The sequence below is a fragment of the Bacillus cereus genome (assembly GCF_015071065.1).
Taxonomy (GTDB): Bacteria; Bacillota; Bacilli; order Bacillales; family Bacillaceae_G; genus Bacillus_A; species Bacillus_A cereus_BA.
The window spans coordinates 26834-51573 of sequence record NZ_VOVA01000015.1; the positions used below are offsets into that span (position 1 = coordinate 26834).

Consider the following 24740-nt stretch of genomic DNA (forward strand, 5'->3'; position numbering starts at 1 on the left):
TTAATTTAAATAAACTTAGCAAAAAATTCATTCTATTACCTAATAGCCCCACATAGAATAATAACAATCAACTACCAAGAAGGGGGCGAAAATATGGACAACCTATTCCAATATGTCCTGCACTATGTATTATTAACAATCATGATAGTCGGGGCGTTATTACTATTCCCTTTCTTCCCAAAGTTCGTCCTCTTTTTAGCTTTTTTCGTTATGCTCGGAATTGCAATCACAATCTCAATGAGGGAAGAAGATACACAAAAAGAAAGCCGAGTTCAGCACGTAAAGCTGTAACTCTGCTTTCTTTTTTTCAGTCATAACGTATTCTCGTTAAACCAATTACGAAAAATACTCCCGCAAATAAAAGGAGTATACCAATATATCCTCCTATATCTGCTAATGTGCCTCCCCTTACAATTAACTCCGTAAAGCCACGCATCGCCCACGTTTGCGGAACAAAGTTTGCCGCCGTTTGCATCCATGTCGGCTCAATTTCGATTGGCCAATAAAGACCACTAATCATACATGTTGAAATTACAACGATATTACCTAGTGCAGACTGCTGTTCTGTTGTTTTCACGATACTTGCCAATAATAAAGCTAGACCAATGGCGGCTAATAACAATACTGAAACGAGTGTAATAACCCCCAACAAATTCCCCCACTGCACATCAAATAATGAATACGTTAATATCATTAAAACACCAAATTGAATCCATCCTATTAAAAAGAAGGAAAGGATATATCCTGCTAGTATTTGAACTTTTGAAACTGGTGCTCCTAATAAACGAGACCAAACACCAAGTTGTCTAGCTTTCAAAATAGTTCCCGTCGCACTTAACATGACAATCATGACGAATAGAATTGAAAAACCTGTAGCTCGCCCTGTAACGTTATTTAACTTTTGATCATCGTGTAAAATCGATTCTTTTTGAATCGAAACAGGATCTATCTTTGTATAAATTGTTTCATACATCGTTTCCCACGAAGTGTTACTTTTCTTCTCAAAATCTCTTGCTGCACTAACTTCTATCTCCATCTTTTTTAATGCACTTGCTAATACTTGCTCTACAGAAGTTCCACCCGTAAAATCAGCACTGGCTTGAAATTGAATATTTTCTACTTTTCCATCTAGCATACTCTTTTGAAAATCTTTCGGAATGATGATTATACCAGATGATTTCTTGTCTTCAATCCTCTGTGTCCCTTCCCTATACGTTACCTTTTCTATAGAAATTAAATCACTTTTCTTTATTTCCTCATAATACTTGCCAGATAATACAGAACCATCCTTATCTACTAAACTAACATTTACTTTCTCATTCCCACTTCCGCCTAAAAGTCCACCGAAAATGAGTGTGAAAATAATAGGCATTCCAAACATGAGTATATAACTTTGTGGCTTAATTAAAATTTGTTTTAATTCTAGCCAACAAAGTGCCCAAACCTTCTTCATCATTTCCCCTCCTATCTCGTACGTAAACGTAACGTTCCAATCATAACGGAGATAATTCCTGCACTACATAAACTTAAAATGACAGGGAATAGCACATCCCAAGATGTTCCCGACATAATATTTAAGAAGCTCGTAAGTGCCCATTTATTCGGAGCAATATTCGCAACTGTTTGAAGTGTATCGGGAAATACGTAAATCGGTAACATTGATCCTCCTAATATAGCTAGTATTTGAATACCGATTCCCCCCATTAAATCTGCCGTTTTTTCCTCACGAATAAAAGCTGCGATTAACATAGATAAACCAGAAACACAAATTGCATAAGAAATTCCCAACACTACTATTTGAGACACATCTTCGCCCCATTCCACATGAAACATAAAGTTTGTAGCAACTATAAATATTCCAAATTGTATACAGGCAAATAGTAATGTACCTAAAAACTTCCCGAATAAAATTGAAAATGAGCTCGTCGGTGTACTGAACAAACGCGCCAACGTTTCAGTTCGTTGCTCTGTTACAACTGACTTTGCACCTACTGTTATGTTATATAGTAAAAACATGACTAACATTGCTGCTGCATAATATTGCATCGCTGCAACTGTTTTTTTACCTATCGTTCCTTTTTGGATGTTATCCACACTTGCAGTTGCTATCGTCTGTAAACTTCCACTTACTTCTTTTGCAACTTGTGCTACATCACCATGCTGAGATTTCGCTAATTCTGTTACAACACTTTTAGTAGATACTGCGACTGTTTGAACACGTTCTGAAAAAGAACGAATCATTGATTCAGCAATTTTCGCTTGTATATCTTTGGATGGGTCTATAAGCACCTTTGGTTCTTTTAATTTCCCATCTTGCACTTGTTCGCTCCATTTATTTGGGATGACAATTCCTACATCTATTTTCTTTTCCTTTAACATATCTTCAAGCTCTTCCCGAGAGTTAGCTACCTTTACTTTCACATCATCTTTTATTTCTTTAGATTGTAATACGTCTTTTTGAAAGACATCTGCAAACTCATCCGTTCCTTCTTGATAATAACCAACTACTGTTTTCGGTAGTCCACCACTATCAAATACATTACTTAACGCTGAACCTAAAATGGCTGTTAATACAAGCGGCATAATTAACATCATCATAAATCCGCGCCGATCAATTAAACGGATTTTTAAATCTTTCCATGCAATAATGAAACTTTTCATCTCGTACTCCCTCCTTAATCACGAAGTGAACGTCCTGTTAATTGTAAAAAGAGTGCCTCTAGATTCGGTTCTTTTACTTCCAGTTTTAAAATTTGAGCTTTGTTTTCAACAACTTCTGAAACAACTATGCCAACTGCCTCGCCACCATTTAGTCCAATATCAATCGTGCCAGTATCTTCATCAACAATAATCCGCTCAACAACAGATAGCGCCTTCAGTTTTTGCAGCAATTCCGTACTATAGCGATTTAATTGTAATTTCACCATAAACCCATCTGTTAGACGATTACATAACTCTCTTTTCGTTCCTAGTGCAATTACCTTTCCATGATCAACGATGGCAATTCGCTCACATAAATATTCAACTTCTTCCATGTAATGACTCGTATAAATGACTGTCATGCCTTTTTCGTTTAATTTTTTAACAGTCTCTAAAATATGATTTCTCGATTGTGGATCAATTCCGACTGTCGGTTCATCCATAATTAATAGCTCTGGTTCATGCATAAGTGCTGCGCCAATATTAATACGCCGTTTCATTCCACCTGAAAATGTTTCAATTTTATCCTTCCCCCGGTCCTGTAAACCGACGTAAGCTAACACTTCCTCTGCCCGCTCTTTTGCAACTTTTCCATTTAAACCGTACATCTTTCCCCAAAAAACCAAATTTTCCTTTGCTGAAAGTGTCGGATACAGCGCAATGTCTTGCGGGACAATACCGATTTTCTTTTTCGCTTCTAATGGATACTCTTTTACAGATTTTCCACCAACTTTTATATCACCACTATCGTATGGAATTAACCCGCAAATCATTGATATCGTCGTTGATTTCCCCGCTCCATTTGGTCCAAGTAATCCAAATGTTTCACCTTTTTTCACTTCAAAAGAAACATTCTTTACGATTTCCTTCTTGCCAAATGATTTCGTAATATGATCTATGACTAACATATTGATTCAGCCCCTTTGCATTCATCTACACTTTCATTGTAGAAAAATTTCTTCTTCTCTCCATCACCCTTGAGATAGAAATCCAAAATAAAAAAGCAGCAAATTCCGCTACTTTTTCACACTTATATATGCCAAAAGTCATGTGTATGTCGTAACACCATATCTTACTGCGTATATTGCTGCTTGTGTTCGATCTCTCAGTTCTAGCTTACTAATCAAATTAGAAACGTGATTCTTTACAGTTCCCTCTGTAATGAATAACTTTTCAGCAATCTCTTTATTATTTAAACCAAGCCCAATTTCCCTTAAAACACCTACTTCACGCTCAGTTAATTGTTCTAGTTGTTCTGGCGGGGAGCACTCTACTGCTACTTTTGTCTTTTTTAATTCCTTTACAATTTGTGCTGTTATATCTTGAGGAAGCACAGCACCTCCACCGTGTACCGTTAAAATGGCTTGAACGATTGCATCCGTCTCCATGTCCTTCAATAAATATCCGCTCGCCCCTTGCTCTAATGCTTCAAAAATAAGCTCACTATCACTAAAAGTCGTTAACATAAGAACCTTTATATGAGGAAATTTGTCTCTAACTAAACGAGTTCCTTCAACACCATTCATACGAGGCATCCGAATATCCATCAAAATAAGTTCAGGCTGTAATTGTTTCACCTTTTGTACGACTTCATCCCCATCACTAGCCGTCCCCACCACTTCCAGTTCCGGACGCAAATTTAATATCATTGCCAATCCATCACGAATCAGTGCTTGATCATCAACAATCATAATTCGAATCATAACGCTCCCCCTATTATCCATGTTTTTTCTCGGAGTGGGAATTCGACTTTTAGGCGAAACCCTTTTTCTATTTCACTCTCAAATTGAATGATTCCACCATGCTCCTCTACACGTTCTTTCATATTAAGTAACCCAAACCCAGGGCTTACTTCATTGACTCCCATACCATTATCAGAAATACATAACTTAACTTGTTCCGCTGAACAAACTAAACTTACTTCACATAAACTAGCTTTCCCGTGACGTTTTGCATTCGTTAACGACTCTTGCATAATACGAAGCAACGTAGGCTGTAATGACAACGGAATCACAACCGGATCCCCTTGTAATTGAAAAGATACTTGTACTTTCGTCGCTTTAGAATATCCATGTAACATTTCTCGCATATTCTCTATTATATTCCCTAGTTTACTTTCCTCTTTTAAGGCATGCACAGAAGCTCTCACTTCTTGAAGTGATTTTCTAGCTAACCCATGACATGTATGTAAAACCTCTTCCGTAGCATCCGATTTTTGTTTCCATAAAGCTTCCGCTAGTTGTAATTGGACAAGTAAGGCCGTCATATTGTGACCAACTGTATCATGAATTTCTCGGGCAATATCGTTTCTCTCTCGAACCGCAGTTAATTCTTCTACCTCTTTAGCATATAGCCGTAATTGTTCATGTGCCTCTTTTAAAGCCGTATGAGATAATGCTAATTCCCCATATTGCTCATCTACCATTTGCCGAGCAGCCGTAAGTTTTTTTATTAAGTTTCCAGCTAAAGCACTGAAAACGATGAACATAAAGTTAATTGCGTTACTCTCCAATTCCAGACTCCCTGTATGTTGGTACGTATGCATTATATTTATAAACCAACAAAGAAAGAAAAAAGCGATAAAAAAATAAGTCATACTTTTACGCCAATCATGAATAAATAATCCTACCGCATCAATTCCAAATATAATTAAATACAAACACGTCTCGGGAAATAAAAAACCTAATAATGCTGTGACAATACCGTTTGCGAGCAAGGTATAAAAAATGAGTTTCCTACTCTCTTTTTCTTTTACAAGCAAAATATGATTCACAATATAAATGAAAAGTGCAATGCCGACAAAAATTTGTAAATTTGCTGTTTCACGTGAAACATGATTTACGTAAACGAAACAAATCATAACGATTGTAGCAATCCGCGCGTATCCTAACATAAAATTCTCCTCACGTTTTCGTTGCATAAAGCTCATTTTCTTATCATGACAACAAGAAAATTATACCAATTTTTATCCCTTCGTTACACAAAAAAAAGCAAGCCCTCCCTCAAAATATGAGAAAACAACTTGCTCTTTTTCATTCCATCTTCTTTACTCCACAATATTCTCTAACTCATTATATAACTCCGCTCGTAAAAACTCTTTTTTCGTTTTTTCTTCATACAATTGTTCAAGCATTTCAACATCAACTACATGTTCCATTTTACATTCAAGTGCATATATATCTTCTTCTATATGCATCAACTCGTTTTCAACTTCCTCTAAATCCCTAGAATTTTTCTTTTTTATAGGTATTACTTCTACCGCTTTACTCCCTTGCTGTTTCTGTTTTACTACTTGTTTCTCAATTCTTTCTTCCCATTTTTGACGAGCCCATGCATAATTCCCTGCAAACTCAAATAATTTGTGCTCATCAATCCAATATGTCTTTTCAAATAATTTATTTAAGAAATAACGATCATGTGAAACAGCTAAAATCGTCCCGTTATATTGTTCAAGGGCTTCCTCTAAAACTTCCCTTGATTCAATATCAAGATGATTCGTCGGTTCATCTAAAATAAGAAAGTTAACATCTTGATACATAAGTTGTGCTAGCCTCAACCTCATTTTTTCCCCACCGCTAAGTTGCTCCACCTTCTTAAACACAGCAGGTCCGTAAAATAAGAATCTAGCTAATATATGTCTTGCTTCTCCCTCTGTTACAGCTACACAATCTCTGAAAGCTTCCAATACATTGTTCTTCATATTCCCGTACGCATGTTGCGATAAATAACCGATTTTCACACTACTACCAATCCGAATTTCACCAGCATCTGGCTGCATTTCTTCTAGTAGTAATTTTAATAACGTAGTCTTTCCTGTACCATTACGTCCAACGATAGCTGCGCGCTCCTGAAAACGAATATGCAAATTTACTTTCTCGAATAAAGATCGTTCAGCAAATCCTTTACTCACTTCTTTCATTACAACAACATCTTTCCCGCTTCTCTCTTGCCCTTCAAACTGAAGTCCCATCTGTTTTCTATCCAAAATGGGTCTCTTTAGTTTCTCTATGCGCTCTAATGCACGTTCCATATTTCTCGCTCTCTTATGCAATCCTTCATTCGGCGGATTCGCTTGATTTGCCCATTCTCGCAAGCGCTTAATTGCTTCTTTCATTTTCTTTATTTTCTTTTGCTGTTCTTGATACGCTTGAAATTCTTGAAGCAGCCTTTCTTCCTTTTCCTCAACAAACTGAGAATAATTCGTATGATACACGTGAATCTCTCCATCTTCCAAATCAAAAATCTTCGTTACAACTTCATCAAGGAAATAGCGATCATGCGAAATGACCACAACTGTTCCTGTATATTCTTTTAAAAATTGCTCTAACCACTCGACTGCAAATAAGTCCAGATGATTTGTTGGTTCATCTAGTAGAAGTAAATCTGGTTTCTGCAATAGCATGTACGCAAGGCTTACTTTTGTTTGTTCTCCACCACTTAACTCCATAAATGATCGGGGAAATAGTTCCGTCACCTGTAGACCATTTGCCACCTTCATAATATTCGCTTCTATTTCATAACCACCGAGAAACGCGTATCTTTCTTGAATCACTCCGTACCTCTCCATCAATTTTTGTAAAGCAGACGGTTCCCGTTCTCCCGCCATATTCTTTTCTAAAGCATGCATTTCTATCTCCAACTCTTTTTCCTTTTTAAAAGCGGAGCTTAATACATCATATACATTCACTTCATTATTGAATTTCGGAATTTGTGCTACATGACCGATGCGTATACCTTTCTTCATATGAATGGCTCCTGCATCCACACTCTCCATCCCTGTTAGAAGCTGAAAGATTGTTGTCTTTCCACTACCGTTACGACCAACTAATCCGACACGTTCGCCATTCTTTACTTCAAGCGATATATTTTCAAATATGATGTTTCCACCAAAAGATTTCGTTACATTATTTACACTACAAATTGTCATTTTCCGTACTCCTTTCAATATAAAAAACCATGGGAAAGAAACATTCCCCATGGTTTTTGGCATAGAAAAAGGAAGCCACATAGCTCCCTTTTCACACGTTTATCAAAAATGGGTGAAGAGATTTCTATCGTTCAATAGCTACTATGCAATTGTTAAAAAAGGGCATACGTATCCCGTTAACAACTACATCATGAAAAATCGCACGACAAAAGTAGATATAATCTAAAAATTTGGCACGCGCAGCTAAAGAACGTTTCATCTCATTCACCCCTTTCGTACGGAATTTAATACTTACTTCTTTATTATACTTTCCCATTCCATGTTTGAATAGTCATTTTTCTGAAAATAATGAAGATAGACTAAACATTTCAATAAGTGACATCAAATCTTACAACACTGTTATGTTCACGTAATGGAAAGCGATAGTACGAAAAGACGCCTCCCTATACAATAAAGATGCAAACAAGAGAGACAAATAAAGGAGGAAACAATCATGATGAAAGAAATCGTAAAAGCAATCTTTGAGGTATTAGTGAACGGACAAGCAGTTGTAAAAGAACTAAACGAATTATAAAAAGGAGTGAAGGAATATGATGAATATGGTAAAAATGGTTTTACACGCTTTAATCGATGCAAAAGCAGTTAGCCAAGAATTAAACCAACAATAAAAAGGGGTATATGAATATGAAGAAAGCCATTATTGTAATCGCAAGTACAGCAATTGCCTTATACACAATAAAAAATAGAAAAAAGAAACAAAATAAAAATGCTCTATATTATCCATACACACTATTAAAGAAAAAATAAAAGACAAGGTACCCTATTGCAATGAGGATATCGTGTCTTTTATTTTTCCCTATTCCCTTTAAAGGATTTTCTTCTCCTTTTCCCGAATGTATTAAGCGGGATTTTTACATATATTTTAAAGGGGCATATATACAAATGGATACACAACAACTATATTTCTTAAACGATATCGGTAAACAAAAACCAGAAAGCATTCGGAATAGAAGCTCCGCATGTCCTTTTTGTGACAGAGAAAATTTAACGGATATTTTAGCAACTGAGGACTCTATTATTTGGTTGAAAAATAAATTCCCTACATTAAAGGATACCTTTCAAACCGTGCTAATCGAAACAGATAATTGTGAAGATCATATCGGAACATATACAGAAGAACATATGCGAAAACTAATTCGTTTCTCTATTCACCATTGGTTAAACTTACAGAATAACGACGAATTTGCATCTGTGATTTTATACAAAAATCATGGTCCATTTTCAGGTGGAAGTTTGCACCATGCACACATGCAAATTATCGGAATGAAACATGTAGACTATCTTGAAAATATTGATGAAGCAAATTTCCAAGGGGTAATTGTTCAAAAAAATGAACGCATTGAACTCAACATTTCAGAGCGTCCTATTATCGGCTTTACTGAATTTAACATAATCATTGAAGATATTGCATGTATAGATGAAATGGCAAATTATATTCAGCAAACTGTACGTTACATACTGACAGATTTCCACAAAGGATGTAGTAGTTATAACTTATTCTTCTATCACCTAAATGGAAAAATCATTTGTAAGGTTGTTCCTAGGTTTGTAGTTTCACCGTTGTATGTAGGATATAAAATACCTCAAGTTTCTACAAAACTAGAAGATGTGAAAATACAATTAGCGCAGTATTTCATGAGAGAAAAGGATGAAATTATTCATAAAAAAACAGAGTAGGTATCGAAACCCTACTCTTTGATTACACCTTTATTTCGATAATATACATCCTCTAATCCGATGTTATACTTCATATTGTTATCCGTCCACTCTGGTCCTAAGTTCCCTGGCCATCCAGATGTATTCGCTATATATTTCAGTAATGCAAAATCAGTCAAACCTTTTTGCACCCCGCGTTTATACCCTTTCATTAAATGCGGCATTGCAATTTGCGCATTTGTACGCGGATCTTTCAACTCTTCATCAGTTAAATGATCTGGTGCAAGCCCACCGCCGCGGTGCAATTGAAACAATCCGAATGAAGTTCCGTTATCTCCAATACTTCTTGGATCTAACCTACTTTCATGTTCGGCAATTGTAAGAGGTATCCATTCTGGAAGGTTTACTTTCTTTGCTTCCTCTATAATAATTTGTTTCATCTGTTTTGCTTCCTCTGAATCAACATAGCTTGTCTCATTCATTAGTTTATCCATTCCTTCAGACTTTCCTTGGAAATATAAATACACCCCAAGAACAACTAAAAATCCTACAAAGAATTTCTTCACTACCTCTACCTCTTTCTCCGCTGAAATTTGTCCCCTTTCAGCCTTCCCTTTACAATTACCTGCATTCTATCATTCTCTTACTCTTTCATCATAGCAAATAACTATAGGTATTATCATCATGCTTTAGACCGATTTTGCGAAAAAACAGTTGGTAAATACGTATAAAAATGTAACTTACATGGACTACAACTTATTTTTTGTATATAATTGTAAATTGAATTCTATATAGACTAGGAGCATATATAAATGAAAAAATTCCTACTACTCTTTTTTAGCATTTTACTACTCATTCCTATACACACATCTGCGCAAACATCATCCAAGCCAAAAGTACTTATTTTGTATAGTACAGAAGACAACAAAATTACAAACAATGTACAAATCCTTAATACTCAGTTAGGACATTTCACAAATGATATAACAGTAAAAAGTTTAAAAGAGGTAAATGAAACCACTAACGCATCCTCTTATACACATATTGTTTATATCGGAGAGAAAAAAGAAGGTCTTTCTACTGAAGCAAAACAATTTCTAGAAAACTTCTCAGGTCCAGTATTAGTTTTAGGACAAAATGTTGAACAATTATCTAATCGTTTTTCTTTCATTACCTCGAAAGAAACCGATATACGAATTCAAACTATAGAATATCCGACTCACCAGTTAAAAAATGAATTACATGAAGAACGCTTAATGAAGAGGGTTGAAACAAGAGGCACAGTTCTTGCTAATGCTTTAAATTCAAGTGGCACTCACCCGTTAATCATTCAGCAAGGAACATCGTATTATGTCGCAACTCCGAACCTTTTTGATTGGATGTCCCATTACGTCGGTGAAATGTTATTTTCTTACTTCGAACAGAAGCCTATGACAAATAAAACTTCAGCTTATTTACGTCTTGAAGACGTTCACCCAGCTATAGATGTAACGCAATTACAAGAAATTGCTGAATTACTAAAAGAGAAAAAACTTCCTTATATGATTACCGTTATCCCTGTTTACAAAGATCCCAACACAGGAAAAACAGTACATTTAAAGGATAACTCTGAATTAGTCAATGTTTTACGCTTTATGCAAGATAACGGCGCTTCCATCGTTATGCATGGTTACACCCACCAGTTTTATGATAGTGAAACTGGCGAAGGTTTTGAATTTTGGGATGTAAAAACAGATCAACCCATTCGTCAACCGAACCATGAAAAACCAAAGACAAAAGAAGATTTTCAGTCTACAGAAGAATATAATAAATACGTAGAAAAGGGAAAATCCTTCGAAGAAAAATATACTAAAGATCATATTGAAAAAGGGATTACAGAGCTTGTAGAAGCGAAATTATATCCAGTTGCCTTTGAAGCTCCGCACTATACAATGTCTCAAAAAGGATATGAAATACTATCACAATATTTTTCAACTTATGTAGGACAAATACAACTAAACGATACAACTTGGAAATCAATGCACTCACCGGCTTATATAAGTACACCTTCATTTTTACATGGGATGAAATTAATCCCTGAAACTGTTGGCTTTATTGAAGAAGATACGCCACAAGCTATAGCAAAAATGAAAGAACGTGCTTTATCTGTCGAAAAATTATCCGATGGAATTATCGGTGCATTTTATCACCCTTACTTAGGTGTTCAACCATTAAAAGAAGTATTAAAAGAACTAGAAAGTATTCCAAACATAGAGTGGATTGATTTACAAAAAGAAACGAATGAAGTAAAAATGAAAGATATTCATATTACTACTAATAAAGACGGCATTCACGTTGAACAGCCAACAAGTGCGAAGGACATAATTGATTATATAAAACAATATGGGTTCTTCCTTATAATTGGGTTCATTATAATTGTCTTTCTTTTATTATTAAGACGTGCGAAAAAATTAGAGTCATAAAAAAAACACCAAGCGAGATGCTTGGTGTTTTTTTTAACCTAAATCGAAACGTGGCATTTTATTAACAACCCATTGATCATTCTCATAAATAAATTCTACTTCTACTTCTTCCGTTACATTATCATAATCGTTATATGTTTCTACCTGCGCTTCTATCTTGCCGTCCTTTAACTGGGCTGAAAGAATTTTTGTATATTTAGTCCCCGCTTTCGCCCCTGGATCTCCAATAACATAATGCATCGTTCCATTTAATTCTTTAATATACTCACTCTTCATATATTCTGCTACAAATGGTTTTGAGAAGTACGTAGATAACGTAGCCTCTAAAGCAGCCTTCGTATTATAAGTAGGATTCACTAATTCTCCATATGAGAAATTCCCCATTCGTTTTGGGCTTCCTGTTAGTGCCGCTATTTGAATATTAGTAAGTTCCTTTTGCGCATTTAATACTTTCTTTAACATAACAGAATCCGCTAACTTCTTATCTTTTTCTTCGTTTGATTTCTTTGTATCTAGATTCATAATAGTTCCATTATCCGTATAGAGATACATATCTCCTGCTACAAAATATAAATAGGATTTAGTTGGTTCGATCGCTTTATTATAAATTACCTTTTCATTTCCACCATTAATTTTCTTCTTATACACTCCATCATTTTTCAAGTAATAAAAAGTATCACCTTTTACATTCATCTGCAAGGCATCCTTTACCAATAACTTTTCATTATTTTGTTGAGTGTCTATCTCATATATACCATGCTCAGCCTGATTTGCTTCAAAAGGTAACGAAAAATCCACAGCAGCGTATAATTTTTCATTATTATAAGTCGCACTAGATATTGTTGCATAATTTTCTTTTGACCAAGTTTGATTGTCTTTTGTCACTTGTGTTCCACGATTTTTATTCCAATGTAGAATACTATCGTCTATCGTTTGAGACCAGCCAGAGTTTTTAAATGCAGCTTCCTCTTCTTGTCCTGTTTTCAAATCCATTTTTACAATCCCTACAATATCAAAACCACCATGTTCAGAATACTTTTTCGGGTAAAATAACGTTTGTTCTTTTATATAAACATAATTTGTATCTGCTTTTAACGTGTCCAGCTTTTTAGAAGATATATCATACTTCATTAAAGAAGATACTCCCGCATTTCCCTCTTCATCCGTATGAATAAAATATAAAGATTTGTTTTTTATATTTATGTAAGAAGCATTCACACCTTTTACTACATGCTCTGATGTTTGAAATTGATCCTTCGTACGATAAATGCCTCCTGTACTTTTATCACCATTTACCGCATAGTAAATCCATCCATTACTCTCTGCCATTTTTCCTTTGTTAGAATTATTCCCAACCGTATTCCCATTTTTTTTATTTTCTTTCATCTGTTTTTCAATTAATGGATCAATTTTTTCTTCCTTATTTTCTTGCGCTACGTTTGTATTTGTCGCCTTTTTTTCTGATTCGCACCCAAACATTACAAGCGAAAGCGCCCCGGTCATAATCGTAATAGCTATCTTTTTATATGCTTTCCCCATTTTCTCCCCCTACTTCCTTCATCTAATTAAACACAACATAAATTATAGAAAATATTAGAAGAAATATCCATAATAAAAAGGATAAGAATAACTCTCCTATCCTTTCAAGTAAAATTGAATTGTATTTTCATATATTATTTCTGCAACCTTATCAATGGATATATTTTTTATAATACTGATTTCTTTTAGCACTTCTCGAATCATCTTTGGGTGCGTCATAACTTCTTTTTGAAATTCCCATGGCCCATCTGTCTCCACCATCATATATTTTAAAGGATAATACGAAACGATCTTTCTAATGTTCTCCTTATGTAAAACATCCGGTGTGATAGAAATATAATAACCATTCCTCATCATCCGTTTCATTGTCGCTTCACTTCCTTTAAACCAATGGAAGTGTGCACGTGAAGCTTTATATTCCTCAAGTAAATCACATACGATGTCAGCATCTTCATAAACTGCGTGTAATACAATTGGCAAATCATATTTACTAGCTAGTTCTATAAATCTTTTCAATACTGCTATGTATGGATTTAGAGCAATATTTTCATCTTCTTTCCTTAAATAATATGGGAGTCCCACTTCACCAATCGCAATGATTTCCTCAAAATCATCTTCAATTAATTTATAAATGTGCTCACATTCCTCTTTATGAATCGGTTGCTCCGGATGAAAACCTATTGCTGGATGTATAAAAGGATATCGCTTTGCTAAAGATAGAGTTTCTCGGCATGATTGATAATTCATAGACACTGCAATAAGCCCTTGTATCTCTTTACTGTTTTCCACATCTATAAGTAATCTACTTTTCTCTTCATTCTTATATTGATCAACATGTATATGGCTATCAATCCATTTCATCTTTATGCCCCCATAAAAAAAACAAGAAAGGGTCTCCCTTCTTGTTTTATCATCTATATTAGTTAACAATTAAATTTGTTATTATATCAAATAATCCAATACATACTACAGCAACAGTAAAGTAGCTACAGAAATCTTTAATTGGAAACTTCACTACTTCTTCTTTACGCATCCCAGTTTTCTCCCTTCTTACTATATCCCTAATTATTTTTTATCTATTTGTATCTATTATGCAAAAAATATGACAAAATTACTATCGAATTAACTTACGTAAACCTTACAATGTTGTAAGGTTAAAAAAAGAACCCCATCTAAATAAAGATGAGGTCTATTAAAAATTAGTTGGTTTTTCATTCTTCATTAACATTACAAACAGAAAGTAATACAGTGAGACTTTCTAGTTATAATATATTATATTCACTATCTTCTAACTATCGAATTACATTACAGGATACTTACATGTTTGTAAGATATGTGTAATGTAATTCGATAGTTTCCCTTACTTATGTTTCGTACAATAAGGTTAGAAAGTAAGCCAAATAAGAAGAATACTCACATAACCAAATTACATTGCTAGTAACCCAATCTTCTTATACTTTCATTTTTGCTACTGCAATGTGTCCCCTTCCCCTTTATATAAAAAATGCCCTAGTTCATATGAACTAGGGCATTTTTTTATGCACCAAATAAATACCCCCGTCTAGTATTTTTCATTTCGACAAAAAATAGATGGGGGTATATTTTACTATCTCATCGCCAAAAGTTTACTCTTCGCATTTATAGGAATTCTTGTAGTCTCAATCTCTTCAATTGACTCACCGTAACGCCCTTTTGCGAACACCTTTAACGCTTCGTCTCTCTTTAACATATGTTTAACCGTTTTCTTTATTTTTTGTTCTCTTCCACGTTCATCAAATGCAATAAATTCATATTCATACCATTCGTCACCGACATGCTGACCAATCGTATCCACAATTGTATAGTATTCTTTCGTCGTATAAAGCGGATTATATTTATCAATAACTGGCCCAAGTTTCGTAGGTAGTAATACTACTACTATCGCTACCATAGCTATTACAGTAGTAATCATTTTTTTCTTCATGATACTGATTTTCCTCCTCTGCAGAATACTTATACATCCATTCTAAAGAGCAGGAATTTGATCTACCATTCAATCCCATTACATTACCCTTACATTTTTGTAAGAATAAAAAAAGATGAACGAATTTTCTCGTTCATCTTTTAGCTTGCTTTAAAGCCACCGCCAAGTACATCACGCACATCGTGAATGACAACGAAGGCATCTTCATCAACTCGGCCAATAACTTGCTTTAACTTAACAAGCTCTTGTTTATTAATAACGACATATAATACTTCTTTATTTTTACCAGTATATCCGCCGCGTCCTTCTAATACAGTAACACCACGTGTCATGTTTTTCGTAATAGCCTCACGAATTAAGTCTGGTTGATTCGAAATAATCGTAACAGCAGTCTTTGTATCCATTCCTTCTACAATAAAATCAATTACTTTCGCTCCGATGAATACAGCAACAAGTGTATACATTGCCTTTTCTTGTCCTATTATAAATACAGAACCCGCAATTACAACGATATCAATAATAAGTACGCCTTTACCAACGCTCCAACCTAAATATTGATTTGCTAGTCGAGCTAAAATTGCTGATCCTCCTGATGTACCTCCAGCTTTGAACATACATCCTAATCCAACACCTACAAATACACCAGCGAATAAAGCCGCTAGTAACGTATCACTATTCACTTGATATTCGATATGTTCTGTAACATATAAAAACAAAGATGTTTCCACAATACCTATAATTGTGTAAACCATCGTTTTCTTATCAAAAAATTTATAACCTACAGCTAATAAAATTGCATTCAAACCAAAGTTCACAATTCCTGGTGACCAATCAAATAAATAATAAGTAACAACCGTTAAACCGATGATTCCACCCTCTGATAAACGGTTTGGAATTGCGAAGTAATTAATACCAATTGCAAATAGTAATGAACCGATTGTAATTAATGCGATTTCCTTTATACGTTGATTAACCATAGTTCATCCCTCCCCCCATTTGACATTGTATCACTATCTCCTAGAGGTTTAGAAGTGGTTTTTATTACGCATTCTTTCTCATAATGACCATGATATTATGTTTAAACAAAGGGGTGATTAATTATTCATATTTGCTCTAACTGCACGAACAAATTGCTCCACATTCCCTTTCTGAATATACTTAGCTCTAACGGTTTCATGATTACAAGTAAACTCGAAACATGGACGGAAATCTATGTCATCTATATGCAAATATGAGTAATCTTTAAATATTGCGGGATAGTACGGAAATTTCCCGTAAAAGAGGAGACGTCTAGTAGTGGCAGCAAAAATTCCATGTTGATAACATAGCGTAAAATTATCCTTCTCAAATATCCCTACCATAAAGGCTAAAATCTCTTCGTCATCCTCTACATACTTTTTCATACTCGATAAAAGTTCATTCATGCATATTCCTCCAAATTCTATTCATTGTTTTAACACTCGAAAAGAATCCATGGATTATTACAGACCGGTGTAACTCTTTTATAAAGTATGAAACGCGTTTCCTGTCAAAGACATTTCAAAAAAAATAATCCGTTATGCGATTATACACATAACGGATTAAGGCTAAACTGTAGAACGCTCCACAAGTTCATACGGAATTTCCACCTTTTCTTGTCTAGAAAAATTCTCATCGCTTACTTGTCGATAAAACATTTCAAAAGCTGTTTTACCTATCTCCTTTAAATTTTGATCAATAGTTGTCAACTGTAACACTTGTGAAATGGGTTGATTATCAAAGCCAATAATCGCCAAATCCTCAGGAACTTGAATACCTAATTTTTCAACTTCTGTCATAATCCCAATCGCAACTTCATCTCCCGCTACTATTAACGCTTCCGGGATATCTTGCATCTCCTTTAACTTATGAGCCACTCTTACACCATCTTCTAATGTAAAGCATTCTGTAAAAATCCATTCTTCATTAACTTCTTCATCTATAGATTGCAATTGCTGTTTATAAACATCAAAACGCTTTTGACTACTTGGCCCTAACTTTCTTCCCGTACAATAACCGATTTTTTTATAACTTTTTTCAATAAGATAATTCATTCCTAATTGAAAAGCTGCTGAATGATTTGTATATACACTTGAGATATTTGAAATATCATTATCTTCACAAGCAACAATTGTCCCATAGGAAGCATAAGGCTCGATTGTTTCCCAATCATTCGCACGAGAACAAATAATAAGACCGTCCAATTGTTTTGTTTTTAGCATATGTAAACTTTTCATCTCTTCTTTTTTATTGTAATTCGTTTGGCAAAGTAGCACCCTGTAATTATGAGCTAACGCCACCTCCATCATTCCACCTACCATCGCATCAAAACACGGATGATTAATATACGGTAAAATCACACCAACAATATTCGTTTTCCCTTTTGATAAATGAACAGCATTTGCATTTTGTGAGTAATTCAATTTCTCAACTATTTCTAAAACAACTTTCCTTTTTTCTTCACTTACGTATGGATGATCATTTAACACCCTCGAAACAGTCGTAACTGAAACCCCAGCCATCTTTGCAATATCTTTAATATTAGCCATACACTCACCTCTACTTTTAACTTAATGAATCACATGAACATATGTCAAATCTTCTTATCATTACACCTTCATTCGTTTTTCTTACAAAAGTGTAATTTTCCTGTAAGCTAATTCGATAGTAGCTCTGCGCAATATTTCATACAATTAAGTCAGAAACAGGGCAACAACTAATCGAAAAGGAGCGGATCTATATGATGAACAAAATGAAATCAAACAATTTTATGAATACAATGGGCATGGTATTATCCACTCTTATCGACGCAAAAGCTGTTGCTACTACATTAAACAAGTAAGGAGAATGCATAATGAACAACATCACTTTTAACAAATTAGATTTTTTAGGACTAGCAAGCGGCTCTCTTCTTCTTACTACTTTTATTTATGCCGCAACACTTGTATAACTTTGTGTCCCCTTTCCCCTTTATATAGATAGTAATAGAAAAGACGACCGTCTATGCCCGGTCGCCTTTTCTTATTTTTGATTTGGCTGCAAAACTTCCTTTAGTTCTTCAAACTTTGCATTTAATTCATCTGTCATCATTTTCATAGCCGTTTTTCGATCTATTTGTTCTTCAGCATCAATTTGAATTGGGTCTCCAAAAACTAATTGCGCTTTTTTTCCTTTTATCAATTCTTTTACACTTGACGGACCAACATAAGCTGCCGGTATTAACGGGACGTTAGAACGCATTGCAATTGTAACAGCCCCAGCCTTTAATGAAACGTCTTCTGATGACCTCGTCCCACTTGGGAAAATCCCTACTACTTTTCCTTCTTTTAATAAGCGCGATGGAATTTTCAATGTGCTTGGTCCTGGATTCGCACGGTCTACAGGGAATGCATTTACATTTTTAAAAAACCAGTTTTTAAATTTCCCTTCAAACAATTCTTTTTTTGCCATGTAATGAATTTGGGTTGGGTACATTCCTGCCGCTAACATTAAAACGTCCATAAAACTTGTATGTGTGCAAGCAACAACGTAAGGGCCACCTTCTGGTAATTTCTCTCTCCCTTGTACTTCTACTTTCCCAGCCGTTTTAAATATATATTTCAACGAAAATGTAATTAGTTTATACATTCATTTCGTTCCTTTCTAAACATCCGAATTAGAATCATATTCTTACAACGATTATAACACTAAGTTTTAGGAGTTGGTAATAAAAATAAGTATTTATTGTTAAATTTCAATTCTTACAAAAGTGTAATTTTCTTGTAAGCTAATTCGATAGTGACTCCCTCCACTATCTTATACAATTAAATCAGAAAGTAACAACAACCATTTGAAAAGGAGCAGATATATATGATGAGCAAAGTGAAAACGAACAATTTCTTAACTACAATGAGCATGGTATTATCCGCTCTTGTCGATGCAAAAACTGTTGCTGCTACATTAAACAAGTAAGGAGAATTTATAATGAATAACATGACTTTTAACAAATTAGATTTTTTAGGGCTAGCTAGCGGCTCTCTTCTTCTTACTGCTCTTATTTACGCTGCTACGCTTATATAACTTTGTGTCCCCTTTCCCCTTTATATAGAAAAAGACGACCGTCTATGCCCGGTCGTCTTTTTAAATTTTTCTTTCCTGCAACTCTTTTAAAAGCCCTATCAGCTCAGCCTGCTGTTCTATCTTCTTACGACCATTTCGATTAATTGCTGCAAGCTCGCAGGCAACTCCAGCAGCAAAGAAAAACAATAAACTTTCTAACATATAAAATCCTCCAGTTGCCTATTAAACAGCTTGACGCAATTGTTTTTCTTGCAGAATTTGTTTATCTATATTTTCTTCTTTTCTCTGACAAACATTATTACGAATAAGCGCTGCAATAACAAATAATGTTCCTAATACATCAAACATTGTTATTTGATATCCTTGCATCATCATAATAACTAAAGTAGTAATTGGTACAAAGTTAATAAATAAAATGCCATTAATAGACGATAAGATTTTCACACCGTAGTTCCAAGCAAGTAGTGCTACGATACCTGGTAATGTCATCATAAATAACAAGTCATACTTCACAATAGAGATCGTTTCCATACTTGGAATTGATACATATCCAAGCGCCGTAATGATTACCGTTATAATCCCTGTGACAGTTGTACCAAATACACATGTCAACGTAGAATAACGTAATGTTGACCAATCGCTACACGTTTGACCACCCATCGTATAAATAACCCATCCTACAACACCAACAAATATAAATGCTAGTGAAAACATGTTATCTTTCAATGTTAAAAAGAAACTCATGTCGCCTTTCGTAATAACAAATATAGCCCCTACAAACGCGATAATCATGCTCGTTATCATATACTTCTTCGGCTTTATATGTTTATATCCCCATAAAATACAAATTGAAATCATCGGCATAAGTGCCTCCATAATAGAAGCTACCATTACACCTGATTTCCCCATTAACATTTGTCCTAGAAAAATTAATACATTATATACGGTAAACGCCATTGTTCCAAAAAAGACGAGTAACTTTCCTCTTCCTTCTAACCGAAATGCTTTCTTTCCTTCTTTCATTAACAATAATACAATCAGCACTATTGCTACCGCTCCATAACGAATAAACGAAAAATAAAACGGATCTATGTATTCTAGCGCATGATCAGCAACCGGAAACATCGCTCCCCATGACATACTTGCAATTAAACATGCCAAAGCACCTATTATCATTTGACCTTTTCTCACCACAATCCCCCGCTTCTTTCTATTTGCATAAGGAGAATTGTAAAAGAAAAAATATATCACGTAAAATGATTCAAAATGATGTTAACTATCATTTATAATGATAGTTAACATCAAGGGGGATCATAAAATGGAATTACGAGACTTACAAATCTTCCAGAGCGTTGCCGACCGCGGTAGTGTAAGTGGCGCAGCAAAGGAATTAAATTACGTACAATCAAATGTAACCGCACGTATTAAACAATTAGAAAACGAATTAAAAACACCGCTCTTTTACCGTCATAAACGAGGCATGACTTTAACAGCTGAAGGAAGAAAAATGCTCGTTTATGTTCATAAAATTTTGCAAGATGTTGAAGAGCTAAAACAAGTGTTTTTAGATAGTGAAACACCATCTGGTATATTAAAAATCGGTACAGTCGAAACAGTAAGTACATTGCCTACCATTTTGTCTTCTTACTATAAAAGCTATCCAAATGTCGATTTATCATTACAAGCCGGTCTAACGGAAGAGCTTATTAGAGAAGTGCTTGATCATCAATTAGATGGTGCCTTTATATCCGGTCCTATTAAACATCCACTAATTGAACAATACGATGTTAGTACAGAACAATTAATGCTTGTGACACAAAATAAAGCTTTTCATATAGAAGAATTTACTACGACGCCCCTACTCGTTTTTAATCAAGGATGTGGGTACCGTTCCAAGCTAGAACGATGGCTTAAAGATGAAGGTTTGCTACCAAAAAGAATTATGGAATTTAACATATTAGAAACAATATTAAACAGTGTTGCACTTGGCCTGGGAATTACACTCGTACCGCAGTCTGCCGTCCAGCATCTTTCCAAAGCAGGTAAAGTTCATTGCCATGCAATCCCTGAAAAATATGGTAGTATTTCAACAGTTTTTATACGTCGTAAAGATAGCTATATGACGAATTCAATGCGTAGCTTTTTAAAAAAAATTGAAGAACATCATCATATCAATATGCTTTGAAGGACATTCTTACATGAATGTCTTTTTTTCTTACAAAAGTGTAAGTCTTACGTAAGCTAATTCGATAGTTGCAGGCGGCTATATTTCATATAATTAAGACATAAAGCAGGGCAACAACAATTCGAAAAGGAGCGGATACGCATGATGAACAAAATGAAATTGAACAATTTTTTTAACACAATGGGCATGGTGCTATCCGCACTTGTCGATGCAAAAGCAGTTGCAACTACATTAAACAAATAAGGAGAGATTATTATGAACAACATTACATTTAACAAATCAGACTTTATCGGACTTGCAAGTGGAGCAGCTCTTCTTACAGCTTTCATTTACACACTTGCTCAAAGTCTCGTTTAACAATTCGTTTCCCCAACCCCCTTTATATAGAAAAGGCTGCTCGTCTTATAGACAAGCAGCCTTTTAGTTTGTTTCATATATAATTTGGCCTGTTTTCGTAATATCGTATCCGCCAATCGCTTTTAACTCATTATGAAATTCTTCGGATTGCAGAATGTCTTTCATAACTTCAATAAGCTCTTCGTTTTCTTTATTCTTCAAAATTACTAAATCATACTGTTCTTTCATTATCGGAATAAAGTCTACATTTACAATTTGCGAAACCTTTTCTGACCCTACTCCAACATCAGCTTTTCCATTCGCAACTTGCGAAGCAACACCAAGATGATTTGATTCTTCCCATTCATATCCACTAATATGTTCTTTATTTAACTTTTGAATTCGTAATTGTTCATCCACTAGCACCCTAATACCAGAGCCTTTTTCTCGATTCACAAATTTTATAGAGGATTGGGATATATCAGCCCATGTCTTTATTTTCTTTGGATTTCCTTTTTGAACATAAAAGCCCACATTTCTTGCCAATAAATTGATCATAATACATGGTTGTCCAACTAAAATACGTTTTACGTAAGGAACATTATATGCACCCGTTTCACCATCAAATAAGTGTAAACTAACGACGCTTCCTTCTCCTTGGTACATCTTCACTAAACTTGTTAAACTACCTTGATATGCTCTTAATATATTAGAATTTGGCAGACGATTTTCTATATGTTTTGCCAACATATCTAACGTTAGTTCTTGACCACTAATGATGCGTGTATTCGAACTACTAATTTCGTCCTTCTTTACAGGAGTAAATTGTACCTTACCTGTTTTCATTTGTTTTATATATTGTTCTAAATCCGCTGCATCAATGCGCATTTGTCTACCAACCCTATATGAAGGAAGTTCTCCTTTTTTAATTAGGTCGTATACAGTTAATTTTGATACTTTTAATCGCTTTGCTACTTCTTCCGTTGTGTAGGAATGATGATCCATAGACGATTCCTCACTTTCTTCCTTCATTGTAACAAAGAAAAGAATATTTCTCCTAGTTTTTAAAAACAACTATATCGTTCAAATTATATTCAATTATAACTAGTTATAATTAGTTATATTTAGTTATAATTAAATATGTCAAAACGAAAGGGGATTTTTTTATGAACAAATTTACATTACGATCTATTGGGGCACTTATACTTTCTTTCCTTCTTATCTTTAGTGTTGCTTGTACAAACGGGGAAAAGAAAGAAAAGTCAGCTGCTAAAGAGGCAAAAACAGTCGAACTGACTATATCAGCTGCTGCTAGCTTACAAGATGCATTAAAAGAAATTGAAAAACAATATAAAGAGAAAAAGCCTAATATTAAACTTTCTTTTAACTTCGGTGCTTCTGGTGCACTTCAACAACAAATTGAGCAAGGTGCACCTGCTGATTTATTCTTCTCTGCAGCAGAAGATAAATTCCAAACTCTTGTTAAAAAAGGATTTATTAATGAAAAAGAAGGGAGAAATCTTCTTGGAAATGAACTAGTTTTAGTCGTACCAAAAGATAGTTCTCTTACGAAAATTCAAGATTTAAAAGATGAAAAAATCAAGAAAATCGCACTTGGTACACCTGAATCTGTACCTGCGGGAAAATATGCAAAGGCTTCTCTCACACATGAAAATCTTTGGAATGATATTCAAAACAAAATCGTATTTACAAAAGATGTTCGCCAAGTGTTAACATATGTAGAAACGGGTAATGTCGATGCTGGTATTGTATACAAAACAGATGCTCTCATTTCAGACAAAGTAAAAATTGGCGAGACGGCAGCAGCTACTTCTCATGAGCCAATCCACTATCCTTTAGGCGTTATAAAAGAATCAAAGCATAAGAAAGAGGCGACTTCATTCTATGAGTATTTACAATCAAAAGATGCGCAATCTATCTTTAAGAAATACGGATTTACTGTCCTATCATAATTGCTATGAACTTTGATGCTATTTTGTCACCAGTCTTTCTATCCTTACGAGTAGCTGCATGCGCCACCATTATCGTTACAATTTTAGGAACGATTATTGGGCGAGCGCTAGCACGCTCCTCATGGCGATATAAAGTAATATTAGAAACTATTTTCTTATTACCAATGGTACTTCCACCAACTGTAATCGGTTTTTTTCTCATTATCATTTTCGGAAATAACAGCCCTATCGGAAAGTGGATTGAATCATTATTTCAGCAGTCCATTATGTTCACATCTACTGCTGCTATCATTGCTTCTACCGTTGTCGCATTTCCGCTTATGTATCAATCGGCGAAAACAGGATTTTCTATCGCAAATGTACAAATTGAAGAGGGTGCTCGCGATCTTGGCGCCAGTGAATATCAAGTTTTTCTACACGTTACACTTCCGCTTGCATTTCCTGCATTACTAAGCGGTATGATCTTGAGCTTTGTTCGTGCACTAGGAGAATTTGGTGCTACACTCATGTTTGCTGGGAATATTCCTGGTAAAACACAGACAATCCCAACAGCCATTTACATGGCCATTGATGCAAGTAATATGCAACTTGCTTGGACGCTTGTAGTTATCACTATCAGTATGTCACTCCTATTTCTGCTCTGTATTCAGCTTATTAATAAAAAAACTACTAACCCCTAAAAACAGCTTTCGACAAAAGCTGTTTTTTTATTTCCTAAGAAATAAAATATACTGTCAAAAAATTACTGAATTTTACCTTTTATTTAAATATACATTCTATTTGAATTTACTTTCTAAAATAGGCAATTTCCTGTTATTATATGGAGGTGTTTGAAAAAATGAAGAAATGAAAACGCATTTAT

The 24740-nt window shown here is 34.7% G+C and carries 28 protein-coding genes; 10 read left to right on the forward strand and 18 right to left on the reverse strand.

Annotated features, from left to right (window positions below; all coding sequences use genetic code 11):
- Positions 1-93: 93 nt before the first annotated feature.
- A complete protein-coding gene (locus FT637_RS23540) occupies positions 94-291 on the forward strand; it encodes a hypothetical protein (protein ID WP_193648334.1) in 198 nt (65 codons plus the stop codon).
- A gap of 16 nt (positions 292-307) precedes the next feature.
- Here the strand turns inward: FT637_RS23540 and FT637_RS23545 are convergent, their stop codons facing one another.
- From FT637_RS23545 to FT637_RS23575, 7 genes are all read right to left on the reverse strand, one after another.
- Positions 308-1453 (reverse strand): ABC transporter permease, encoded by a 1146-nt coding sequence (locus tag FT637_RS23545; RefSeq protein ID WP_193648335.1) that lies wholly within the window; start codon positions 1451-1453, stop codon positions 308-310.
- Between the two features lie 11 nt (positions 1454-1464).
- Positions 1465-2661 carry an ABC transporter permease gene (locus tag FT637_RS23550; RefSeq protein WP_193648336.1) on the reverse strand — a complete coding sequence of 399 codons (1197 nt, stop codon included), beginning with the start codon at positions 2659-2661 and terminating at the stop codon, positions 1465-1467.
- A 14-nt stretch (positions 2662-2675) separates the two neighbouring features.
- Complete coding sequence (locus FT637_RS23555; RefSeq protein WP_193648337.1) at positions 2676-3608, reverse strand: ABC transporter ATP-binding protein; 933 nt, start codon at positions 3606-3608, stop codon at positions 2676-2678.
- A gap of 138 nt (positions 3609-3746) precedes the next feature.
- Positions 3747-4403 carry a response regulator gene (locus tag FT637_RS23560; protein ID WP_193648338.1) on the reverse strand — a complete coding sequence of 219 codons (657 nt, stop codon included), beginning with the start codon at positions 4401-4403 and terminating at the stop codon, positions 3747-3749.
- On the reverse strand, positions 4400-5593 hold the full coding sequence (locus FT637_RS23565) for a sensor histidine kinase (protein WP_193648339.1): 1194 nt from the start codon (positions 5591-5593) through the stop codon (positions 4400-4402). The genes FT637_RS23560 and FT637_RS23565 overlap by 4 nt, the downstream gene beginning before the upstream one ends.
- Positions 5594-5746: 153 nt before the next feature.
- A complete protein-coding gene (gene abc-f, locus FT637_RS23570) occupies positions 5747-7627 on the reverse strand; it encodes a ribosomal protection-like ABC-F family protein (protein ID WP_193648340.1) in 1881 nt (626 codons plus the stop codon).
- Positions 7628-7751: 124 nt separating this feature from the next.
- Positions 7752-7886 (reverse strand): RAxF-45 family protein, encoded by a 135-nt coding sequence (locus FT637_RS23575; protein ID WP_079999070.1) that lies wholly within the window; start codon positions 7884-7886, stop codon positions 7752-7754.
- Positions 7887-8305: 419 nt separating this feature from the next.
- Here FT637_RS23575 and FT637_RS23580 point away from each other — a divergent pair, with 419 nt between their 5' ends.
- Both FT637_RS23580 and FT637_RS23585 read left to right on the forward strand, forming a co-directional pair.
- The gene (locus FT637_RS23580; RefSeq protein ID WP_193648341.1) at positions 8306-8434 is read left to right on the forward strand and encodes a spore coat protein B; all 129 of its coding nucleotides are present in this window, start codon (positions 8306-8308) and stop codon (positions 8432-8434) included.
- A 21-nt stretch (positions 8435-8455) separates the two neighbouring features.
- The gene (locus FT637_RS23585; protein ID WP_193648342.1) at positions 8456-9364 is read left to right on the forward strand and encodes a DUF4931 domain-containing protein; all 909 of its coding nucleotides are present in this window, start codon (positions 8456-8458) and stop codon (positions 9362-9364) included.
- Between the two features lie 11 nt (positions 9365-9375).
- Here FT637_RS23585 and FT637_RS23590 read toward each other — a convergent pair whose 3' ends face one another.
- Positions 9376-9909, reverse strand: coding sequence for a transglycosylase SLT domain-containing protein (locus FT637_RS23590; protein ID WP_193648343.1), 534 nt, complete (start codon positions 9907-9909; stop codon positions 9376-9378).
- Between the two features lie 246 nt (positions 9910-10155).
- Here FT637_RS23590 and FT637_RS23595 point away from each other — a divergent pair, with 246 nt between their 5' ends.
- A complete protein-coding gene (locus FT637_RS23595) occupies positions 10156-11805 on the forward strand; it encodes a DUF2334 domain-containing protein (protein WP_193648344.1) in 1650 nt (549 codons plus the stop codon).
- A 33-nt stretch (positions 11806-11838) separates the two neighbouring features.
- Here the strand turns inward: FT637_RS23595 and FT637_RS23600 are convergent, their stop codons facing one another.
- From FT637_RS23600 to FT637_RS23625, 6 genes are all read right to left on the reverse strand, one after another.
- The gene (locus tag FT637_RS23600) at positions 11839-13344 is read right to left on the reverse strand and encodes a DL-endopeptidase inhibitor IseA family protein (RefSeq protein WP_193648345.1); all 1506 of its coding nucleotides are present in this window, start codon (positions 13342-13344) and stop codon (positions 11839-11841) included.
- A gap of 96 nt (positions 13345-13440) precedes the next feature.
- Positions 13441-14205 (reverse strand): TatD family hydrolase, encoded by a 765-nt coding sequence (locus tag FT637_RS23605; protein WP_193648346.1) that lies wholly within the window; start codon positions 14203-14205, stop codon positions 13441-13443.
- Between the two features lie 745 nt (positions 14206-14950).
- A complete protein-coding gene (locus FT637_RS23610; RefSeq protein WP_193648347.1) occupies positions 14951-15307 on the reverse strand; it encodes a YxeA family protein in 357 nt (118 codons plus the stop codon).
- Between the two features lie 140 nt (positions 15308-15447).
- The gene (locus FT637_RS23615) at positions 15448-16284 is read right to left on the reverse strand and encodes a YitT family protein (RefSeq protein WP_105587162.1); all 837 of its coding nucleotides are present in this window, start codon (positions 16282-16284) and stop codon (positions 15448-15450) included.
- A gap of 117 nt (positions 16285-16401) precedes the next feature.
- The gene (locus FT637_RS23620) at positions 16402-16731 is read right to left on the reverse strand and encodes a PH domain-containing protein (RefSeq protein WP_193648348.1); all 330 of its coding nucleotides are present in this window, start codon (positions 16729-16731) and stop codon (positions 16402-16404) included.
- A 162-nt stretch (positions 16732-16893) separates the two neighbouring features.
- Complete coding sequence (locus FT637_RS23625; protein ID WP_193648349.1) at positions 16894-17874, reverse strand: LacI family DNA-binding transcriptional regulator; 981 nt, start codon at positions 17872-17874, stop codon at positions 16894-16896.
- A gap of 305 nt (positions 17875-18179) precedes the next feature.
- On the opposite strand from FT637_RS23625, the gene FT637_RS23630 reads away from it, so the two are divergent.
- Entirely contained in the window at positions 18180-18275 is a 96-nt protein-coding gene (locus FT637_RS23630) for a DUF3948 family protein (protein ID WP_070805086.1), read from the forward strand.
- A gap of 71 nt (positions 18276-18346) precedes the next feature.
- On the opposite strand, the gene FT637_RS23635 is transcribed toward FT637_RS23630, so the two are convergent.
- Positions 18347-18952: a lysophospholipid acyltransferase family protein gene (locus FT637_RS23635; protein WP_193648350.1), complete on the reverse strand. Its 606-nt coding sequence runs from the start codon at positions 18950-18952 to the stop codon at positions 18347-18349.
- 336 nt (positions 18953-19288) lie between these two features.
- Between FT637_RS23635 and FT637_RS23640 the strand changes: the two genes are divergently transcribed.
- Positions 19289-19384 carry a DUF3948 family protein gene (locus FT637_RS23640; protein WP_193648351.1) on the forward strand — a complete coding sequence of 32 codons (96 nt, stop codon included), beginning with the start codon at positions 19289-19291 and terminating at the stop codon, positions 19382-19384.
- Between the two features lie 60 nt (positions 19385-19444).
- Here the strand turns inward: FT637_RS23640 and FT637_RS23645 are convergent, their stop codons facing one another.
- Together FT637_RS23645 and FT637_RS23650 are read right to left on the reverse strand one after the other, a co-directional pair.
- Positions 19445-19585, reverse strand: a complete 141-nt coding sequence (locus FT637_RS23645) for a YrzO family protein (RefSeq protein ID WP_193648352.1) — start codon at positions 19583-19585, stop codon at positions 19445-19447.
- A 21-nt stretch (positions 19586-19606) separates the two neighbouring features.
- On the reverse strand, positions 19607-20575 hold the full coding sequence (locus FT637_RS23650; RefSeq protein ID WP_193648353.1) for a DMT family transporter: 969 nt from the start codon (positions 20573-20575) through the stop codon (positions 19607-19609).
- A gap of 127 nt (positions 20576-20702) precedes the next feature.
- Here FT637_RS23650 and FT637_RS23655 point away from each other — a divergent pair, with 127 nt between their 5' ends.
- Complete coding sequence (locus FT637_RS23655; protein ID WP_193648354.1) at positions 20703-21569, forward strand: LysR family transcriptional regulator; 867 nt, start codon at positions 20703-20705, stop codon at positions 21567-21569.
- Between the two features lie 255 nt (positions 21570-21824).
- Positions 21825-21926: a DUF3948 family protein gene (locus FT637_RS23660; protein ID WP_002091422.1), complete on the forward strand. Its 102-nt coding sequence runs from the start codon at positions 21825-21827 to the stop codon at positions 21924-21926.
- A 63-nt stretch (positions 21927-21989) separates the two neighbouring features.
- Here the strand turns inward: FT637_RS23660 and FT637_RS23665 are convergent, their stop codons facing one another.
- Complete coding sequence (locus FT637_RS23665; protein ID WP_193648355.1) at positions 21990-22937, reverse strand: substrate-binding domain-containing protein; 948 nt, start codon at positions 22935-22937, stop codon at positions 21990-21992.
- 134 nt (positions 22938-23071) lie between these two features.
- Between FT637_RS23665 and modA the strand changes: the two genes are divergently transcribed.
- On the forward strand, positions 23072-23878 hold the full coding sequence (modA, locus tag FT637_RS23670; protein ID WP_193648356.1) for a molybdate ABC transporter substrate-binding protein: 807 nt from the start codon (positions 23072-23074) through the stop codon (positions 23876-23878).
- 5 nt (positions 23879-23883) lie between these two features.
- Positions 23884-24558: a molybdate ABC transporter permease subunit gene (modB, locus tag FT637_RS23675; protein ID WP_193648357.1), complete on the forward strand. Its 675-nt coding sequence runs from the start codon at positions 23884-23886 to the stop codon at positions 24556-24558.
- Positions 24559-24740: the final 182 nt, after the last annotated feature.

What these genes read in the sequence shown, in the direction of transcription:
- FT637_RS23540 (WP_193648334.1), top strand. Translation starts at nt 94, where the DNA reads ATGGACAACCTATTCCAATATGTCCTGCACTATGTATTATTAACAATC.
- FT637_RS23605 (WP_193648346.1), bottom strand. Translation starts at nt 14,205, where the DNA reads ATGAAATGGATTGATAGCCATATACATGTTGATCAATATAAGAATGAA.
- FT637_RS23610 (WP_193648347.1), bottom strand. Translation starts at nt 15,307, where the DNA reads ATGAAGAAAAAAATGATTACTACTGTAATAGCTATGGTAGCGATAGTA.
- modB (WP_193648357.1), top strand. Translation starts at nt 23,884, where the DNA reads ATGAACTTTGATGCTATTTTGTCACCAGTCTTTCTATCCTTACGAGTA.
- FT637_RS23630 (WP_070805086.1), top strand. Translation starts at nt 18,180, where the DNA reads ATGAACAACATCACTTTTAACAAATTAGATTTTTTAGGACTAGCAAGC.
- FT637_RS23625 (WP_193648349.1), bottom strand. Translation starts at nt 17,874, where the DNA reads ATGGCTAATATTAAAGATATTGCAAAGATGGCTGGGGTTTCAGTTACG.
- FT637_RS23615 (WP_105587162.1), bottom strand. Translation starts at nt 16,284, where the DNA reads ATGGTTAATCAACGTATAAAGGAAATCGCATTAATTACAATCGGTTCA.
- FT637_RS23620 (WP_193648348.1), bottom strand. Translation starts at nt 16,731, where the DNA reads ATGAATGAACTTTTATCGAGTATGAAAAAGTATGTAGAGGATGACGAA.
- FT637_RS23635 (WP_193648350.1), bottom strand. Translation starts at nt 18,952, where the DNA reads ATGTATAAACTAATTACATTTTCGTTGAAATATATATTTAAAACGGCT.
- FT637_RS23595 (WP_193648344.1), top strand. Translation starts at nt 10,156, where the DNA reads ATGAAAAAATTCCTACTACTCTTTTTTAGCATTTTACTACTCATTCCT.
- abc-f (WP_193648340.1), bottom strand. Translation starts at nt 7,627, where the DNA reads ATGACAATTTGTAGTGTAAATAATGTAACGAAATCTTTTGGTGGAAAC.
- FT637_RS23645 (WP_193648352.1), bottom strand. Translation starts at nt 19,585, where the DNA reads ATGTTAGAAAGTTTATTGTTTTTCTTTGCTGCTGGAGTTGCCTGCGAG.
- FT637_RS23585 (WP_193648342.1), top strand. Translation starts at nt 8,456, where the DNA reads ATGAGGATATCGTGTCTTTTATTTTTCCCTATTCCCTTTAAAGGATTT.
- FT637_RS23550 (WP_193648336.1), bottom strand. Translation starts at nt 2,661, where the DNA reads ATGAAAAGTTTCATTATTGCATGGAAAGATTTAAAAATCCGTTTAATT.
- FT637_RS23575 (WP_079999070.1), bottom strand. Translation starts at nt 7,886, where the DNA reads ATGAAACGTTCTTTAGCTGCGCGTGCCAAATTTTTAGATTATATCTAC.
- FT637_RS23640 (WP_193648351.1), top strand. Translation starts at nt 19,289, where the DNA reads ATGAATAACATGACTTTTAACAAATTAGATTTTTTAGGGCTAGCTAGC.
- FT637_RS23545 (WP_193648335.1), bottom strand. Translation starts at nt 1,453, where the DNA reads ATGAAGAAGGTTTGGGCACTTTGTTGGCTAGAATTAAAACAAATTTTA.
- FT637_RS23655 (WP_193648354.1), top strand. Translation starts at nt 20,703, where the DNA reads ATGGAATTACGAGACTTACAAATCTTCCAGAGCGTTGCCGACCGCGGT.
- FT637_RS23580 (WP_193648341.1), top strand. Translation starts at nt 8,306, where the DNA reads ATGAATATGAAGAAAGCCATTATTGTAATCGCAAGTACAGCAATTGCC.
- modA (WP_193648356.1), top strand. Translation starts at nt 23,072, where the DNA reads ATGAACAAATTTACATTACGATCTATTGGGGCACTTATACTTTCTTTC.
- FT637_RS23560 (WP_193648338.1), bottom strand. Translation starts at nt 4,403, where the DNA reads ATGATTCGAATTATGATTGTTGATGATCAAGCACTGATTCGTGATGGA.
- FT637_RS23555 (WP_193648337.1), bottom strand. Translation starts at nt 3,608, where the DNA reads ATGTTAGTCATAGATCATATTACGAAATCATTTGGCAAGAAGGAAATC.
- FT637_RS23565 (WP_193648339.1), bottom strand. Translation starts at nt 5,593, where the DNA reads ATGTTAGGATACGCGCGGATTGCTACAATCGTTATGATTTGTTTCGTT.
- FT637_RS23600 (WP_193648345.1), bottom strand. Translation starts at nt 13,344, where the DNA reads ATGGGGAAAGCATATAAAAAGATAGCTATTACGATTATGACCGGGGCG.
- FT637_RS23665 (WP_193648355.1), bottom strand. Translation starts at nt 22,937, where the DNA reads ATGAAGGAAGAAAGTGAGGAATCGTCTATGGATCATCATTCCTACACA.
- FT637_RS23660 (WP_002091422.1), top strand. Translation starts at nt 21,825, where the DNA reads ATGAACAACATTACATTTAACAAATCAGACTTTATCGGACTTGCAAGT.